Origin of the sequence: Saccharopolyspora thermophila (genome assembly GCF_014646075.1) — a bacterium.
Lineage (GTDB): Bacteria > Actinomycetota > Actinomycetes > Mycobacteriales > Pseudonocardiaceae > Saccharopolyspora > Saccharopolyspora thermophila.
This window is the reverse complement of the sequence record NZ_BMMT01000004.1, coordinates 158,423-173,580: the sequence shown is the minus strand read 5'-3', so window position 1 is coordinate 173,580 and position 15,158 is coordinate 158,423. Positions and strand designations below refer to the sequence as shown.

The following is a 15,158-nucleotide window of genomic DNA, read 5'->3' as shown; positions in this document are numbered from 1 at the left end:
CGCTCCGTTCAGCCTCGGCGGTAGGAGTTCATCTGGGCAAGGAAACCGGGCAGCACGGTCTCCGCCTCGGCGAGCTCGGGGTGCCACCACTTCTCCCACTCGAAGGAGAACCAGCCGTCGAACCCGTCGGCGGTGACCATGCCGACGATGTCGCCGACCGGCATCTCGCCCGCACCGATGGGCACGTACCGCCACGTCCCGTCGGCGTTGTACGAGATGTCCTTGATCTGCAGGTAGGCGAGCCTGGACCGCACGTGTTCCCACGTCCTGTCCGCCGGTTCTCCCTCGACGAACGGCCCGGCGAGGTCCCACTGCAGCAATGCCTCCGGAACGTCCACACCGGACAGCACGTCGGCGAGGAATCGGCTGGAGGTGATGCCGCGGGTGCCGACCCGGTCCCAGCCGCAGTCGTGCAGCTCCAACGCCATCCGCACGCCGGTGTCGCGGGCCACCGGCTGCAGCGCGACCAGCGCGTCCTGAGTCCACCGGAGCGCGTCGGCGTCGGACACCGACTCCGGGTAGGTCCCGGCGAAGAAGCGCAGGTGCTCCGCGCCGAACGCCGCCGCGAGCCGTAGCATGCCCCGGGACTCCTCCAGCATCCGGTCCCTGGCCTCGCCCGGCTCGGCGGTCAGCTGGATGCTGCTGTCCAGGGCCGGCACGCCCAGACCGGCCGCGGCCGTGGCCTTGCCGATGGTGCGTGCCGCCTCCAGCGAGAAGTCGGCGCTCACCGGGGCCCCGTCGATCAGGCGCCATTCGATGCCGTCATACCCGAAGAAGGCGGCCTGGTCGATGGCGTGCTGCCAGGACCAGCTCGGGCAGGCGATCGTGCTGTACGCGAGCTTCATCGAACATCCTCCGCGATCGGGGTCTTCGTCGTGGTCGCCCGGCACTGGTCCAGCACGGCCAGCTGGCGCCGGATGTCGTCGAGCGGGATCGGCACGGGCGCGCCACCGCGCAGCGCCGGTGCGAGTTCGGTGTACATGCGCCGGTGGCTGTCCGCGTACGCATCGCCCGCCACGCTGCGCTCCTCCTCCACCCACGGCAGTTCTTCGGTGTTGTAGCGGCGGCCTTCGGTGGGTGTGGTGGTGGCGACCCGGGGGGTGAGCGCGTCTGGGTCGACGTAACGCCAGCGGACCACGTCCCCGTCGGCGACGAGCGTGCCGTTCGTGCCGAGGACCAGCCACTTCGGTTGCGGATAGGCACAGGCGTTGGTCAGCTCGACGTCCACGACGAGTTCGTCCCAGGCGAGCACGATCTTCACGTGGTCCTCGGCGCCGCCGGCCGACAGCGGCGTGGTCCGCATGCGGCAGAACACCTCCGGCTCCCCGGCACCGCCGAACAGGGCCAGCACGTGGTCGACGGCGTGGCTGCCGTCGTTGTTCAGCGTCCCGCCGCCCAGCTCGGGGATGGTCTGCCAGTCCCACCGCCGCCGGAACGCGTGCCAGTGCGTCTTGGCCTCGACGATCTGCCCGAGCCGGCCGGAGGACACGACGTCCCGGACGGTCTGGAACAGGAGGCTGTAGCGCTGGTTCTGGCTGGCGAGCAGAATTCGTCCGGCCGTTCGCGCGGCCGCGATCATCTCGTCGGCCTCGGCGAGCGACGTGGCGAACGGCTTCTCGACGACGACGTGCTTGCCGTGTTCCAGCGCCCGCACGGCTAGCTCGGCGTGCGTGGCGCTGGGACTCGCGACGACCACGACATCGACGTCGTCCGCGGCCACCAGATCGGCGTAGTCCGGATACGAGGCACAGCCGAACTCGGCGACCGCCTCCGCCATCCGGTCGGGCATCGGGTCGTGCACCGCCACCACCCGGTACTCGGCCGGCAGCGCGGCCAGCGTGCCCGCGTGCAGATGCCATCCGGCGCGCCCGAGCCCCGCGATCCCGACGCGGATCGGCGCACCGCTTGTGCCCGCGCTCATCCCACGACTCCCACCGTGTTCACGACCGACTCGAGGGTGCGGCGGACCTCCTCCGCGCCGGAATGACCGCCGAACAGGGCGCGGATCAGGTCGTTCTGTGCTGCGGCGACGCGGGACCGGTGCTCGCGGGCGTCGGCCATGCCGTCGGCGAGGGAGCGGACCATCGCCGACCAGGCCGCGGTCCGCTCGGTGCGGTGGGCTGCCAGCTGGGCGATGAGTGACTTGGTCTCGACGGAGATGTCGCCGTCGGCGCTGCGGTCGATCCGGGTGTTCAACAGCGCCTCGGCGTACCTCGGCCGACCCGAGTCCGGGCTGACCAGCTGGTAGTTCGCCAGGTGCGCGTAGTGCTGCTCGGGCAGGAACACGACCGGAGTCCCGTAGGCCGCCGCTTCCAGGATCGTGGTCAGCCCTGGTGGGGTGAGGCACGCGATCGCGTGGTTCAGGCTCTTCAGGACGCCCTCGTGGTTCAGCGCCACCACCTCGAACCGGGCGGGCAGCAACGGTGCAACGTGGGCCAGCACCTCCGGGTTGCCGGTGACCACCATCGGTTCGTCGGCGCCGATCAGCCGGGCGGCCTCGTCCACCAGCTCGCAGGCCGACTGGATCCAGGACACCGCGAGGTCGATGGACACAACGGGGCTCAGCAACCCGCTCGTGGTCACCAGCCAGGAGTCGGGCTGAGCGGGTGCCCGATGGCCAAGGTCGATCACGGGGTCGACGGTGCGCACGTTCGGATGTCCGCGCAGAGCCTCCGCGCGCGCCGACGCACCGGGCGCCAGCTGCACGCACGCGGTGGTGCACAGGTGGTGGGCGAGGTACTGGCTCGGATGCATCGGCACGTCAGCCATGACCCGCAGCGCCTGGTTCGCACTCGCCGCACCGGTGATCGCCTCCGCGGTCCGGCCCATCTCCGTTTCCGAGATCCCGGACCAGTCCCAGAACCAGTAGAGGCTGTCCACATAGACGCAGGGCAGGCGGTGGTACGCGGCCCAGGCCACCAGGAACGGATCCATGACGCTGATCGCCGCGTCGAAGTCGTCCGGCGAGACCGCGGCCAGGTCGCTCATGCTGTCCACCGGCGTGATCGACGCGTAGGTGTCGCTGTTCGACTGGGCGAAGGTGAGCGCCACGTCATGACCGAAGAAATGACTGGCGCCACCATTGCGGCCGATCTCCGAGCATATCGCGTGGAGTTTTGACGCCGGCCCGTAGCCGAACGCCTCGGCACTCGCAATAACTTTCATGGATCTTCCTCACCCGAGATCGGAGTTCACTGATGCCTGGACCGCAGGTGCCGACAGCGCTGGCGCAAGAATGATCAGACCGACCTGCCGGCATGATTCTTCCATGGGATTCGAGAAGATGTCACTGTCCACATTCGCACGTGCGCCGAATCAGCCGACGGACGCGAGCAACCGCTTTCGGTCAACCTTTCCGTTGTGGTTGCGCGGCAATGCGTCAACCCAGCGGACCGAGTCCACGATCATGTACCGGGGCAACGACCGCGCGCAATGCCGTTTGATGTCGAGCAGGTCGGGAACCTGCGCGCCGCTGGCCACCGCGCAGGCGACGAGTCGTGCCGCGAGCCCCTCGCCCACCACCGTCACGGCCACCTCGGCGATCCCCGGGTGTGCGTGCAGGGCGGCTTCGACCTCACCGATCTCCACCCGATGACCACGAACCTTCACCATGCCGTCACGGCGGCCGAGATACCGGTACGCCCCGTCGGCGCCGAGCACGACCCGATCTCCGGTCCGATATGGCCGGTCCTGCTGGGGCGGGTGGCCCCAGTAGCCGAGCATCACCGTCGGCCCGGCCACCACGAGCTCACCCTCTTCTCCGACACCCGCCTTGTGCCCGTCATCCCGCTCGGCCCAGACCCGGTCGCCGGAACAGGCCCGCCCGATCGGTATCTGGTCGTCATCGTCGTCCGGCAGCACCGGAACTTCGTAGCAGGTGCAGACGTTCGTTTCGGTGGGCCCGTAGAGGTTGAGGAAACGCACCTGCGGCCACCGGTTGCGCAATTCGCGCAGCTGCCGCACCGGGTATGGTTCGCCGGCGAACAGCACCGCCCGCAACCGCGCTGGTTTCTCGTCACACAACCCGCCTTCCCTGGTCATCAGCATCAATGCCGACGGCACCGAATACCAGACGGTGATGTCCTGTTGGTGCAAAAACGACACCAGCTTTTCCGGGGCGTAGGCGTGTTCGTGCGGCACCAGATGCACCGAGGCACCCGCGCGGAAGGCCGCGTAGATGTCCAGCACCGAAAGGTCGAACTGCGGTGGCGCGTGGTTCGCGAACCGATCGGTGTGCACGGCGCGCAGCTCGGTGGCGGCCCATTCGACGAAGGCCAGCGCGTTGGTGTGCGAGAGGCAGACCCCCTTCGGGGTTCCGGTGGAGCCGGAGGTGTAGAGGATGTAGGCGAGATCGTCTGCCCCACCGCCCTGGTCGGGCAGTGGTTCGGACGGTGATGCGAGCACGTCCGACCATGCGCTGAGGCAGGTCGTGTCCGCTCCGTCGAGGGACAGGCCGTGCGCGCGGAGGGCGTCGGCGAGAGCGGGCGTGGTCACCACGGCTCGTGCCGCGCAGTCGCTGATCACCCTGGCCGCCCGGTCGACCGGCCCGAGTGGATCGATCGGCACGTACCCGGCACCCGCCCGCAGCACGCCCTGCATCGTCGCGACCAGCCGCACCGACTTGTCCAGCCAGATGGCCACCCGGTCACCACGCCGCACCCCACGCGCCCGCAGCGCCCAGCCGATCCTGTTCGCCAGTTCGTCGAGCTGCCGGTACGTGAGTTGACCGTCCGAAGCGGACACCGCGAGCCGGTCCGGGAACCGCCGGGCAGCGGCGACCACCAGGTCGTGCAGCCGGCTGAACGGCCCGGTGCTCACAGCCCCAGCTCCCGGGCGATGCGCTCGAGCTGCATTTCCGAGGTGCCAGAGAAGATCGTGCTGGGCACCGCGTTCCTGAATTCCCGCTCGATCCCGACATCGGTGCGCACTCCCTGGCCGGCGAACAGGCGCACGGCCGACAACGCGGTCTGCACCGCGGCTTCGCTCACCGCCAGTTTCGCCATGGCGATGTCCATCGTCGCCGGCTCGCCCCGTTCCAGCCGCCAGCAGGCCCGGTACAGCAGCAACCGGGCCGCTTCCAGCTGCGTCCGCATCTCCGCGATGCGGTGCGACACGGCCTGGTTGGCGCCGATGCGTTTGCCGAACTGCTTCCGCTGTCTGGCGTGGCGCACGCACCGGTCGATCAGCCGGGTCATCTGGCCGAGGTAGGCGGCGAACAGGCAGCTGCGCTCCCACCGCATGGAGGCGTGGAAGACCTCCGAGCCCTGGCCTTCCGCACCAAGCCGGCACTCGGCCGGGACCCAGCAGTCCTCGAGCGTGACAGCGCTCGTCGGACAGCTCTCGAAGGCGAGCGTGTCGAACGACTCGCCGACCGTGAGGCCCTCGACCCCGCGCTCGACGACGAACGCGGAAAGTCCCAAGTGGCCGAACTTCGGTTCGGTGTGCGCGTAGACGATGAACACGTCCGCGGCCGGGCCGTTGCTGACGAAGGACTTGGTTCCGCTGATCCGGTAACCGTCACCGTCCCGGATCGCGCGGGCTTTCCCGGCCATCGCGTCGGAACCGGCGTCCTCCTCCGTGACGGCGTTGGCGCCGACCCACTCGCCGCGACAGAGCTTGGGCAGCACCCGTTCGCGCAACTCGGGGTTGCCGTATTCGACGACAGGCATCGTGCAGGCGAACAGGTGCGCGGTGGCCGAGAAGACCAGCCCGAGGTCCTGGCACCCTTCGCCGAACGCCTCCACCGCCCGCGCGGCGGTGCGGAACCCGTATCCCTGACCGCCGTACTGCGTGGGCACCGACAGGCCGAGCAGGCCGAGTTCGGCGCACTGCCGCCACTGCTCGCGCGTGAACGGCCGCGCCCCTTCCGGCGCGGGCCAGCTCTGGGTGGCGGTCAGGATCTGCTTGTAGACCCGTTCGGATTCTTCAGGCCAGGTGAAGTCCATGTCGAATAAACCCTTCGAGTTCGGTTCCAGTGCCCTCGCACTTGGGCTGTCGACAGTGACGCGTTCGATCTGGTCGCTTGTCACCTCTCGCACGGCAGGGCAGACGGCTCGTTGGCGAGCAGGGAAAAGCCCTTCCGCGGCGTGGTTTCGGAGGTGTTCTCGGCAGAGTTTCGTGCGGTTTCCTTGATGTCGTCGGCCAGTTCCGTCCACGCGGAGGCGTAGATGCGCAGGAACTCCGCGATGGTGTCCCGCCGGTGCGCCGGGATGTCGAAAATGACCTGGCGCCACGCGTTCATCCCGGCGAAATGCCGGTCGAGCCAGCGCAGCAGCGAACGGCCTTTCTGGTTGAACCGGAGCGCGGGGTCCTTCTTCAGGTCCGCGAGGATGACACCGAGTCTGCTGTGCGGGGTGGCGGAACCGGCCGCGGGGCGAGGCTCGGGTCCGCGTCCACCGGAGCCCGATCCGCGGCGTTGGCGGGCGGGGGTCGGTTCCTCGCCTTCCTGGAGCCGACGACGTACATCGTGCACGGTGGCCGGGGAGACTCCCGCTTGCCGGGCGACCTCGCGCAGGGAAGCGTCGGGATTCTGGATGAGCAGTTCGAAGGCGCGCTGGCGGCCGGCGGAGGCGTTGAGGGGGCGTACCCGGCCGTCCTGCCCCACGCGGGTGTCCGACTGGGCGGCCTGACCGGTCGAGCGTTTCCGGATCCGGCCGACAGTGGCCGGGGCGATGCCGGTCATGGTCGCGATCATGCGGTTGGACCAGTGCGGATGCGAGACGACGATCCGGGCGGCGGCCGCGGCGCGGTCGGCGCGGGACAGCGGCAGCCCGTGGGTCACGTTCAGCCGGACCGCGAGGACGAAGGCGTCCCGGTCGTCCCCGTCGTAGATCCTGGCTTCGATCGTGCGCTGCTTGCGAGCCCGCGCCGAGGCCAACCGGTGCATGCCGTCGATGACCCGCATGGTCGGTCCGTGCACCACGATCGGCGGCAGCTCGTCGTCTCCCTCGGCCAGCGCATGCGTGTGCTCGGCGTCCACCCCCGAGCTCCGCGGCGAATCCGCTGGCAACAGCGAATCGATGTCCACCACGGTGATCGGGCAGTTGTCCAGCTGTTCCTTCACCCACTGGTCGCGGGCTGCTAATCCGGCCTCCGTTTCGGGCACTGCGCCACGAGGCGCCGGCACGCTGTTCATAACTTCCCCCGAACTGGGCGTTCCCCCGGTGTGGACATGGCAGCGGCAGAGGGCGTGGACGTGGTGGCAGAGCGATGAGCGGAACGAGACTTCCTGCGATCAGGCGACGCCGCGACGGCCGCTGTGCTCGGATGACGACCTACCCGAAACACGGCCGACGAGCAATAATTTTTCGTAACTTCGCCATGAGCTCTGATTCTCCATTGCACAGAAGTTCTCCCGACGCCGACGACACGGAATTGGACGGCTGGGCCACCTGGCGGAACACATCAGCAGCCGCGTAAACCAGAGCATGCTGCGACTATCTTCGCGGCGAAGTCACCGATCCTCCCCCAGCAAGTTGGTGCATCCGTGATAGTTCGACCAAACAGTCAACTGAATAGCACCTCTCTGATACAAGGTCAACTTGCCATTTCATTAACAGGCGACCTGGTCGGTTTCACAGATAGCCCCGTCTTTCCCACAATATCGGCGGTACACCTCGACTACTTGCGGTTGTACAGCCGCATGGTGGCCGTGCCGAAGACGGCGACGAGCACCACGCAGCTCGCCAGCACCCAGGCGATCTCGACGCCGTCCCACCGCCCGGCGACCGCCGCCCGGATCGCGGAGACCAGGTGGGCGACCGGATTGACGTCGACCACGACGGTCAGCCAGCTCGGCATCGTCTCCGGGTCCACGTAGACATTGCTGACGAACGTCAGCGGGAACAGCAGCATCGTGCTGACCCCCATCACCGACTTCTCCGACCGCAGCAGCAGCCCGAACATGGTCCAGATCCAGGAGAAGGCGAACGAGAACAGCAGCAGTAGTGCGATGCCACCGGCCACGCCCCCGAGCCCGCCCGCCGGCCGGAACCCGAGGATCAGACCGACCACCATGATCACCACGGCGGTGATCAGGTATCTCACGAGGTCCCCGAGCAGGTAGCCGACGATCGGGGCCGGACGCCAGATCGACAGGGTACGGAAGCGGTCGAACACGCCTTTCGACATGTCGGTGTTGAGCGAGACACCGGTGTACATGGTGATCAGCAGGACGCTGGTCGTCATGATCCCCGGCAGTAGGTACTGCAGGTACGCCGCGGACGAGCCGGCGATCGCGCCACCGAACAGGTAGGTGAAGGTCAACGTCAGCATGATCGGGAACGCGGTGGCGTCGATCAGCTGCTCCGGAACATGTCTGATCTTGAGCATTGCTCGCCAGCCGAACGCCAGCGAGTTCGACAGCGCGCCCGGACGCGGCGGGCGCCGACCGGCCCCCAGCACGGCGACGAGCCGCTCCGTGCTGGGCGCGATCAGTGCGGCGTCCGGCTGCTGACCGGCGGTCGTGGTCATACCGCGGCCTCCTCCTCGCTCGTTGCGGAACGGTTGGTGAGGGCGAGAAAAACCTCGTCCAGGCTTGGCTGCCCGAGCGAGAACGAGTCGACGGTGATCCCCGCGCGGGCCAGCGCGGTGAGCGCCTGGGACGACAGCTCGCCGACGTCCTGCTCGCCGCCCTGCGGTGACAGCCGCGCGGTGAGCTCGAACGGGTCGGGGTCGATCTGGACCGCGGCGCCCAACGCGTCGACGAGCACGCGTTCGGCGGTGGAGCGCTGGTCCGGCGCGCGCAGCCACAGACGCACCACGCCGACCCCCACCGAGGACTTCAACTCGCCCTTGGTGCCCTCCGCGATGACCTTTCCGTGGTCCAGGACCGCGATCCGGGACGCCAACCGGTCGGCCTCGTCCAGGTACTGCGTGGTCAGCAGCACCGTGGTGCCCTGCGCGACCAGCGCGCGGACGATGTTCCACACGTAGTTGCGGCTGCGGGGATCCAGCCCGGTCGTGGGTTCGTCGAGGAAGAGCAGATCCGGCGTGCTCAGGACGCTCGCGGCGATGTCCAGTCGGCGGCGCATGCCGCCGGAGTAGTTCTTCACCGGTCGTCCCGCGGCCTCGGCCAGGTCGAAGGCCGCCAGCAACTCGTCGGCCCGCTCCCGCGCCGCGGCCTTGCGGTGCCCGAGGAGTCTGCCGATCAGCTGCAGGTTCTCCGCGCCGGTCAGGTCCTCGTCGAGCGAGGCGTACTGGCCGGTGAGGCTGATCCTCCTGCGGACCGCGTCGGGTTCCCGCACCAGATCGTGGCCGAACACCCTGGCCTGGCCGCCGTCGGGCCGCAGCAGGGTCGCCAGCATCCGGACCACCGTGGTCTTGCCCGCGCCGTTCGGGCCGAGCATTCCGTACACGGTGCCCGCCGGAACGGCGAGATCGACGCCGTCCACCGCGCGACGGTCGCCGAATATCTTGACCAGGCCCGCTGTCTCAATCGCCAGATCCCCCGTCAGATCACTCATGCGCGCGGCCGTTTCCTTTCTCTTCCACGCCCTTCACCGTGCTGGGCTGACGATCTGGCTGCAAGTTCTTCGCCGGTGATCACGCGTGCGCGCGAACCAAGAGGTACTGGGTGTTCAACTGAGCAAAACGCTCGGTTGAACAGGGGAACAATCGGGTGAACGGCTGCGCCGGTCCGGTCAACCGCTGATCGGCAACCGGTCGGCGCGGCCGGGTCGGTCCCCGGTCATGGTCAATGCAACAACACCGACAACCGACCGGCAATGCCGTTTACACCGCGCGGGGTGGCCCTGCGTCACCCGGTTCAGTAAATTGCTGCCGGATACGGGGCGAGACCGCATGGGGGTAACGAGTCATCCCGACATCGGAACGTGTGACGACGATGGGAGACTTCGGTGTCAGTATCTGGTACCGCGGACAGCGGTACGCGCCTCAGGACCGCCGATGACGACATCGCTCGCAGATTCAGCGAGTCCGCTGCGGTGCGGGACAGTCCGGTCATGCCCACAGCGGACTTCCACGACTGGTTCGCCGCATGCCGCCGGCGAAACGACTACCGCGTCACCAGAGTTCCCTTCGCGCAGCTGGACGGATGGTCGTTCGAGCCGGACACCCAGAACCTCGTGCACCGCAGTGGGCGCTTCTATTCGGTGCAGGGGATCGAGGTCAACACCGACCGCCGCGAGGTGCACACCTGGACCCAGCCCATCATCGTGCAGCCGGAGATCGGCATCCTCGGGATACTGGTCAGGGAGTTTGACGGCGTCCTGCACTGCCTGATGCAGGCGAAGATGGAACCGGGCAACGTCAACACCCTGCAACTCTCCCCGACCATCCAGGCGACGTACAGCAACTACACGAGAGTGCACGGCGGTAACTCGATTCCGTATCTGAAGCACTTCCTGTCGCCGCGGCGCGGCCGGGTACTGGTCGACGCGCTGCAGTCTGAGCAGGGTTCCTGGTTCCTGCGCAAACGCAACCGCAACATGGTCATCGAAACCACGGAGGACATCCCGCTGCACGAGGACTTCTGCTGGCTCAGCATCGGGCAGCTGCACGAACTCATGCGGATCGACAATCTGGTGAACATGGACGCGCGGACGGTGCTGTCCTGCATCCCGTTCGCCACCCCGACCGACCGACTGTCCACACCCGACTCCGATTCCTTCGGCGCGGCGTTGGCCAACTCGCTCAGCAGCAGTTCCCGGGCCCTGCACGACCGGCCGGGCCTGCTCAGCTGGTTCACCGAGTTCAAGGCGCGGCACGTCCTCACCCAGCGCCTCATTCCCTTGGGAAAGCTCAGGAACTGGATCCGCACCGCCGAGGGCATCCACCACGAACAGGGCAAGTACTTTACCGTGCTCGGAGTGGACGTCGAAGCCACCAATCGCGAGGTCTCGCATTGGGCACAACCCTTGCTCGCGCCGCGCAGCCAGGGAATTCTCGCGTTCATCACCAAGAACATCGACGGGGTGCTGCACGTCCTGGTCCAGGCCCGCACGGGGGCGGGTACCTATGACGTCGTCGAAATGGCACCGACGGTGCACTGCGCACCGGACAACCTCGGCGAAGGCAGCGGCGATCCGCGTCCGCACTTTCTCGACTACGTGCTGACCGCGCGACCCGACCAGATCCGCTACGACGTCATCCACTCGGAGGAAGGCGGCCGGTTCTACCACGCGCAGAACCGCTACCTGGTGATCGAGGCGGACGACGACTTCCCGATCGACGTGCCCGACGACTTCATCTGGGTCACCGCTCGACAGATCATCGACCTCAACCAGCACGGGAACTACTTCAACGTGGAGGCGCGGAGCCTGCTGGCCGCACTGCACACGCACGCCCTGTGGTGACACGACAAATACCGGTATGTCGGAAGGTGTAGATGGCTACTCGCGTATGGGACTACCTCGCGGAATACGAGAACGAGCGGGCTGACATCCTCGACGCGGTCGAGACCGTGTTCCAATCCGGCCAGCTCATTCTCGGCGACAGCGTCCGCGGCTTCGAGGCGGAGTTCGCCGGCTGTCACGGTGCGGCGCACTGCGTCACGGTCGACAACGGCACGAACGCCTTGAAGCTCGGGCTGCAGGCGTTGGGAGTCGGCCCCGGGGACGAGGTGATCACGGTGGCCAACACCGCGGCACCGACCGTGGTGGCCATCGATTCCGTCGGCGCCATACCGAAATTCGTCGACGTGCGGGAGGACGACTACCTGCTGGACACCCGCTTGGTGGCCGAGGCCATCACGCCGCGGACCAAGGCACTGCTCCCGGTGCACCTCTACGGCCAGTGCGTCGACATGGCACCGCTCATGGAACTGGCGAAGGAGCACGGCCTGGTGGTGCTCGAGGACTGCGCCCAGTCGCACGGCGCCCGCCACCACGGCCGGATAGCGGGAACCTTCGGCGACGCCGCCGCCTTCTCCTTCTACCCGACCAAGGTCCTCGGCGCCTACGGTGACGGCGGCGCGGTCATCACCGACGACGAGAACGTCACCGCCCGGCTGCGGCGACTGCGGTACTACGGCATGGAGGAGCGCTACTACGTCGTCGCCGTCCCCGGTCACAACGCCCGGCTCGACGAGGTGCAGGCCGAGATCCTGCGTCGCAAGCTCGGACGGCTCGACAGCTACATCGCCGGGCGCCGCGCGGTGGCGCAGCGATACGCCGAAGGGCTCGCCGATCTGACCGGTCCCGGCGGGCTCGTCCTGCCGTCGGTGACCGAGGGCAACGAGCACGTGTACTACCTGTACGTGGTGCGGCACCCGCGCCGCGACGAGATCATCGAGCGGCTGCAGAGCTACGACATCTGGCTCAACGTCAGCTACCGGTGGCCGGTGCACACCATGAGCGGCTTCGCGCATCTCGGTTACCAGCGTGGCTCGCTCCCGGTGACCGAACGGCTGGCCGACGAGATCTTCTCACTGCCCATGTACCCGTCGCTGCCCAGGAACGTGCAGGACAAGGTGATCGCCGCGCTCCGCGAGGTGGTGGCCCAGCTGTGACGTCCCCCAGGTGCCACCGCCACGACGCCGCAACGACGACCGGAGGAGCCGCATGACGACAGCGTGCAAGGTGTGTGGGAACAGAGTCACGGAGTTTCTGGATCTCGGACGACAACCGCTGTCCGACGCTTTCCTCACGCCATCGGACATCGAGCGGGAGTTCTTCTACCGGCTCGCCGTCGGCCACTGCGAGTCCTGCACGATGGTGCAACTGCTCGAGGAAGTGCCGCGGGAACGCATGTTCCACCACGACTACCCGTACTACTCGTCGGGTTCCACGACGATGCGCCGACACTTCGAGCAGACCGCGCAGCACTTCCTGGAGACCGAGCTCACCGGGCCCGACCCGTTCGCCGTGGAGATCGGCTGCAACGACGGGATCATGCTGAAGACCATCAGCAAGGCCGGTGTCCGGCACCTGGGGTTCGAGCCCTCCGGTGGCGTCGCCGAGGTGGCCCGGTCGCACGGGGTGAACGTGCGCACCGACTTCTTCGAGGAGGCCACGGCGGTCGAGGTGCGCGACGAGCACGGCCCGGCCGACGTCATCTACGCGGCCAACACGATCTGCCACATCCCCTACCTGGACTCGATCTTCCGCGGCGTGGACGCGTTGCTCTCCGACGGCGGGGTGTTCGTCTTCGAGGACCCCTACCTCGGTGACATCGTGCGCAAGACCTCGTTCGACCAGATCTACGACGAGCATTTCTTCTTCTTCACGGCTCGCTCCGTGCGGGCCGCGGCCGAACGGTTCGGGTTCGAGCTGGTCGACGCGCAACGGCTGCCCGTGCACGGTGGCGAAGTCCGCTACACGATCGCCCGGGCCGGCGCTCGCCAACCCAGCCCGGCCGTCGACGCGCTGCTCGCCGAGGAGGCCGACCAGCGCCTGACGGCACCGGAGACGCTGCGGTCGTTCGCCGGCGCGGTGGCCACTGTCCGGGACGACCTCGTGCGCCTGCTCCGCTCCCTGCGCGCGGAAGGCCGCCGGGTCGTCGGGTACGGCGCCACGGCCAAGAGCGCCACGGTCACCAACTTCTGCGGAATCGACGCCGAACTGGTGTCGTTCGTCTGCGATTCCACACCGGCCAAGCAGGGGCGGCTGACTCCCGGCAAGCACATCCCGGTGAAACCGCCCGGGGCCTTCAGCGATCCCTACCCCGACTACGCCGTTCTGTTCGCCTGGAACCACGCGGAAGAAATCATTGCCAAGGAACAGGGCTTCCGGGAGGCCGGCGGGCGTTGGATCCTCTACGTGCCGACGGTCAGGATTGTCTGAGTTCCGCGCATCGTGACACCCGACGAGAGGGGTCAGCATGATTTCTCGGGAACTGGCGATTCCCGGAGCTTTCGTTTTCGAACCGGAGTCCTTTCCGGACGACCGCGGGTTCTTCGTATCCCCTTTCGAGGAATCGGAATTCACCAAGTCGGTCGGGCACCCTCCCTTCCCGGTCGCGCAGGTCAGCTACAGCGTTTCCCGGCGGGGCGTGGTGCGCGGTCCGCATTTCACCCGGACGCCGCCGGGCGTCGCCAAGTACGTGTACTCACCCCGGGGCAGGGTGCTCGACGTCGTGGTCGACCTCCGCCTGGGCTCCCCCGCCTTCGGCCGCTGGGAGTCGGTCCTGCTCGGCGACGAAAGCCAACGCGCGGTGTACCTGCCGGTGGGTGTCGCGCACATGTTCGTGGCACTGCAGGACGAGTCGGTGATGACCTACCTGCTGTCCTCGGAGTACGTGCCCGCCAACGAACTGGCGATCTCCCCCTTCGACCCCGGGCTCGCGCTTCCCGTGCCGGAGGACGTCGAACCCATCCTGTCGGCCCGGGATCAGCAGGCACCGACGCTGGCGGAGGCCAAACGCACGGGACTGCTTCCGGACTACGAGAAGTCACTGGCCATCGAGGCAGCGCTGTGCCCGTGGTGAACCGAGACATGCCGAGAGAGGAACGGTCATGGCCCAGTCCCCGGTAAGCCCACCCGCCGCCCGGCGTGCCCGGCGATGGTGGAACCGGCCGTGGATCATCCCGCTCGCCGTGCTCCTGGGCGCCTTTGTGGTGTGGAAGGTTCCGCCATGGCTGAACTTCGACCCGCAGCGGTCCCCGATTCCGATGAACCCCGAGGTGCCGCTGCACTACGCGATGATGACGCTCCACATCGGATTCGGTGTGATCACGTTCGTCACCGTGTGCCTGCAGTTGTGGCCATGGCTGCGCGCCAGGCATCCCGCCATCCACCGGTACAGCGGCAGGCTGTACGTCTTCGCGGGCATGATCCCCTCGGCGCTGCTGTCCCTGGGGCTCATCCTCGCCGGCCCGCTGACCGTGTTCGGGCAGATCGGCACCGCCATCTGGGCCGGTCTCTCGATCTTCACCACGGTCATGGGTTTCGTGCGGGTACGCCAGCGCAGGTTCGCCGAGCATCGGCGGTGGATGCTCTACAGCTTCGCGATGGCGACGAACGTGATCACCAGCCGCGCGGTCGCCTACTTCGTGCTCTACCTGCCGGGAATCGGGCCGGACATCATCTCCTTCACCCGGTTCCAGGTCGAGGGACCGTGGCTCAGCTGGATGATCAACCTCGCGCTGGTCCACTGGTGGCTGCGCCGTACCGACCGGAAACGCGGCAGGCGCCGTCCGGGTCTCGGCCGGGCGGTCCCCGGCCCCGCCCAGGTCGGCTGAACGCCGCCGGAGACGACGA

Annotated in this window: 13 protein-coding genes; 5 read left to right on the top strand and 8 right to left on the bottom strand. The window is 67.8% G+C overall.

The window, feature by feature from the left end:
* Positions 1–8: 8 nt before the first annotated feature.
* The 8 genes from IEY17_RS08565 to IEY17_RS08530 form a co-directional block, all read right to left on the bottom strand.
* Positions 9–845: a sugar phosphate isomerase/epimerase family protein gene (locus IEY17_RS08565; protein ID WP_188986767.1), complete on the bottom strand. Its 837-nt coding sequence runs from the start codon at positions 843–845 to the stop codon at positions 9–11.
* Positions 842–1,921 (bottom strand): Gfo/Idh/MocA family protein, encoded by a 1,080-nt coding sequence (locus IEY17_RS08560; RefSeq protein ID WP_188986766.1) that lies wholly within the window; start codon positions 1,919–1,921, stop codon positions 842–844. The genes IEY17_RS08565 and IEY17_RS08560 overlap by 4 nt, the downstream gene beginning before the upstream one ends.
* A complete protein-coding gene (locus IEY17_RS08555; RefSeq protein WP_188986765.1) occupies positions 1,918–3,165 on the bottom strand; it encodes a hypothetical protein in 1,248 nt (415 codons plus the stop codon). Before IEY17_RS08555 ends, IEY17_RS08560 begins: the two co-directional genes overlap by 4 nt.
* A gap of 150 nt (positions 3,166–3,315) precedes the next feature.
* On the bottom strand, positions 3,316–4,818 hold the full coding sequence (locus IEY17_RS08550; protein ID WP_229679952.1) for an amino acid adenylation domain-containing protein: 1,503 nt from the start codon (positions 4,816–4,818) through the stop codon (positions 3,316–3,318).
* The gene (locus tag IEY17_RS08545) at positions 4,815–5,945 is read right to left on the bottom strand and encodes an acyl-CoA dehydrogenase family protein (protein ID WP_188986764.1); all 1,131 of its coding nucleotides are present in this window, start codon (positions 5,943–5,945) and stop codon (positions 4,815–4,817) included. The genes IEY17_RS08550 and IEY17_RS08545 overlap by 4 nt, the downstream gene beginning before the upstream one ends.
* 80 nt (positions 5,946–6,025) lie before the next feature.
* Positions 6,026–7,105, bottom strand: a complete 1,080-nt coding sequence (locus IEY17_RS08540) for a winged helix-turn-helix transcriptional regulator (protein WP_229679951.1) — start codon at positions 7,103–7,105, stop codon at positions 6,026–6,028.
* Between the two features lie 515 nt (positions 7,106–7,620).
* Positions 7,621–8,472, bottom strand: a complete 852-nt coding sequence (locus tag IEY17_RS08535) for an ABC transporter permease (RefSeq protein ID WP_188986762.1) — start codon at positions 8,470–8,472, stop codon at positions 7,621–7,623.
* Positions 8,469–9,464 (bottom strand): ATP-binding cassette domain-containing protein, encoded by a 996-nt coding sequence (locus tag IEY17_RS08530; protein WP_188986761.1) that lies wholly within the window; start codon positions 9,462–9,464, stop codon positions 8,469–8,471. Before IEY17_RS08530 ends, IEY17_RS08535 begins: the two co-directional genes overlap by 4 nt.
* Positions 9,465–9,962: 498 nt before the next feature.
* Between IEY17_RS08530 and IEY17_RS08525 the strand changes: the two genes are divergently transcribed.
* Genes IEY17_RS08525 through IEY17_RS08505 form a run of 5 tightly spaced genes read left to right on the top strand, consistent with a single transcriptional unit; the run spans position 9,963 to position 15,139 of the window.
* Positions 9,963–11,315, top strand: coding sequence for an NDP-hexose 2,3-dehydratase family protein (locus IEY17_RS08525; protein WP_188986760.1), 1,353 nt, complete (start codon positions 9,963–9,965; stop codon positions 11,313–11,315).
* 32 nt (positions 11,316–11,347) lie between these two features.
* Complete coding sequence (locus tag IEY17_RS08520; protein ID WP_188986759.1) at positions 11,348–12,469, top strand: DegT/DnrJ/EryC1/StrS family aminotransferase; 1,122 nt, start codon at positions 11,348–11,350, stop codon at positions 12,467–12,469.
* Between the two features lie 52 nt (positions 12,470–12,521).
* Positions 12,522–13,742 carry a class I SAM-dependent methyltransferase gene (locus IEY17_RS08515; RefSeq protein WP_188986758.1) on the top strand — a complete coding sequence of 407 codons (1,221 nt, stop codon included), beginning with the start codon at positions 12,522–12,524 and terminating at the stop codon, positions 13,740–13,742.
* A gap of 37 nt (positions 13,743–13,779) precedes the next feature.
* Positions 13,780–14,385 (top strand): dTDP-4-dehydrorhamnose 3,5-epimerase family protein, encoded by a 606-nt coding sequence (locus IEY17_RS08510; protein ID WP_188986757.1) that lies wholly within the window; start codon positions 13,780–13,782, stop codon positions 14,383–14,385.
* Between the two features lie 28 nt (positions 14,386–14,413).
* Complete coding sequence (locus tag IEY17_RS08505) at positions 14,414–15,139, top strand: DUF2306 domain-containing protein (protein WP_188986756.1); 726 nt, start codon at positions 14,414–14,416, stop codon at positions 15,137–15,139.
* The last annotated feature ends 19 nt before the right edge of the window (positions 15,140–15,158 follow it).

Bases quoted from the DNA above. Each gene is read 5' to 3' on its own strand.
- IEY17_RS08515 (WP_188986758.1), top strand. From the start codon at position 12,522: ATGACGACAGCGTGCAAGGTGTGTGGGAACAGAGTCACGGAGTTTCTG.
- IEY17_RS08525 (WP_188986760.1), top strand. From the start codon at position 9,963: ATGCCCACAGCGGACTTCCACGACTGGTTCGCCGCATGCCGCCGGCGA.
- IEY17_RS08555 (WP_188986765.1), bottom strand. From the start codon at position 3,165: ATGAAAGTTATTGCGAGTGCCGAGGCGTTCGGCTACGGGCCGGCGTCA.
- IEY17_RS08520 (WP_188986759.1), top strand. From the start codon at position 11,348: ATGGCTACTCGCGTATGGGACTACCTCGCGGAATACGAGAACGAGCGG.
- IEY17_RS08545 (WP_188986764.1), bottom strand. From the start codon at position 5,945: ATGGACTTCACCTGGCCTGAAGAATCCGAACGGGTCTACAAGCAGATC.
- IEY17_RS08565 (WP_188986767.1), bottom strand. From the start codon at position 845: ATGAAGCTCGCGTACAGCACGATCGCCTGCCCGAGCTGGTCCTGGCAG.
- IEY17_RS08535 (WP_188986762.1), bottom strand. From the start codon at position 8,472: ATGACCACGACCGCCGGTCAGCAGCCGGACGCCGCACTGATCGCGCCC.
- IEY17_RS08505 (WP_188986756.1), top strand. From the start codon at position 14,414: ATGGCCCAGTCCCCGGTAAGCCCACCCGCCGCCCGGCGTGCCCGGCGA.
- IEY17_RS08530 (WP_188986761.1), bottom strand. From the start codon at position 9,464: ATGAGTGATCTGACGGGGGATCTGGCGATTGAGACAGCGGGCCTGGTC.
- IEY17_RS08560 (WP_188986766.1), bottom strand. From the start codon at position 1,921: ATGAGCGCGGGCACAAGCGGTGCGCCGATCCGCGTCGGGATCGCGGGG.
- IEY17_RS08510 (WP_188986757.1), top strand. From the start codon at position 13,780: ATGATTTCTCGGGAACTGGCGATTCCCGGAGCTTTCGTTTTCGAACCG.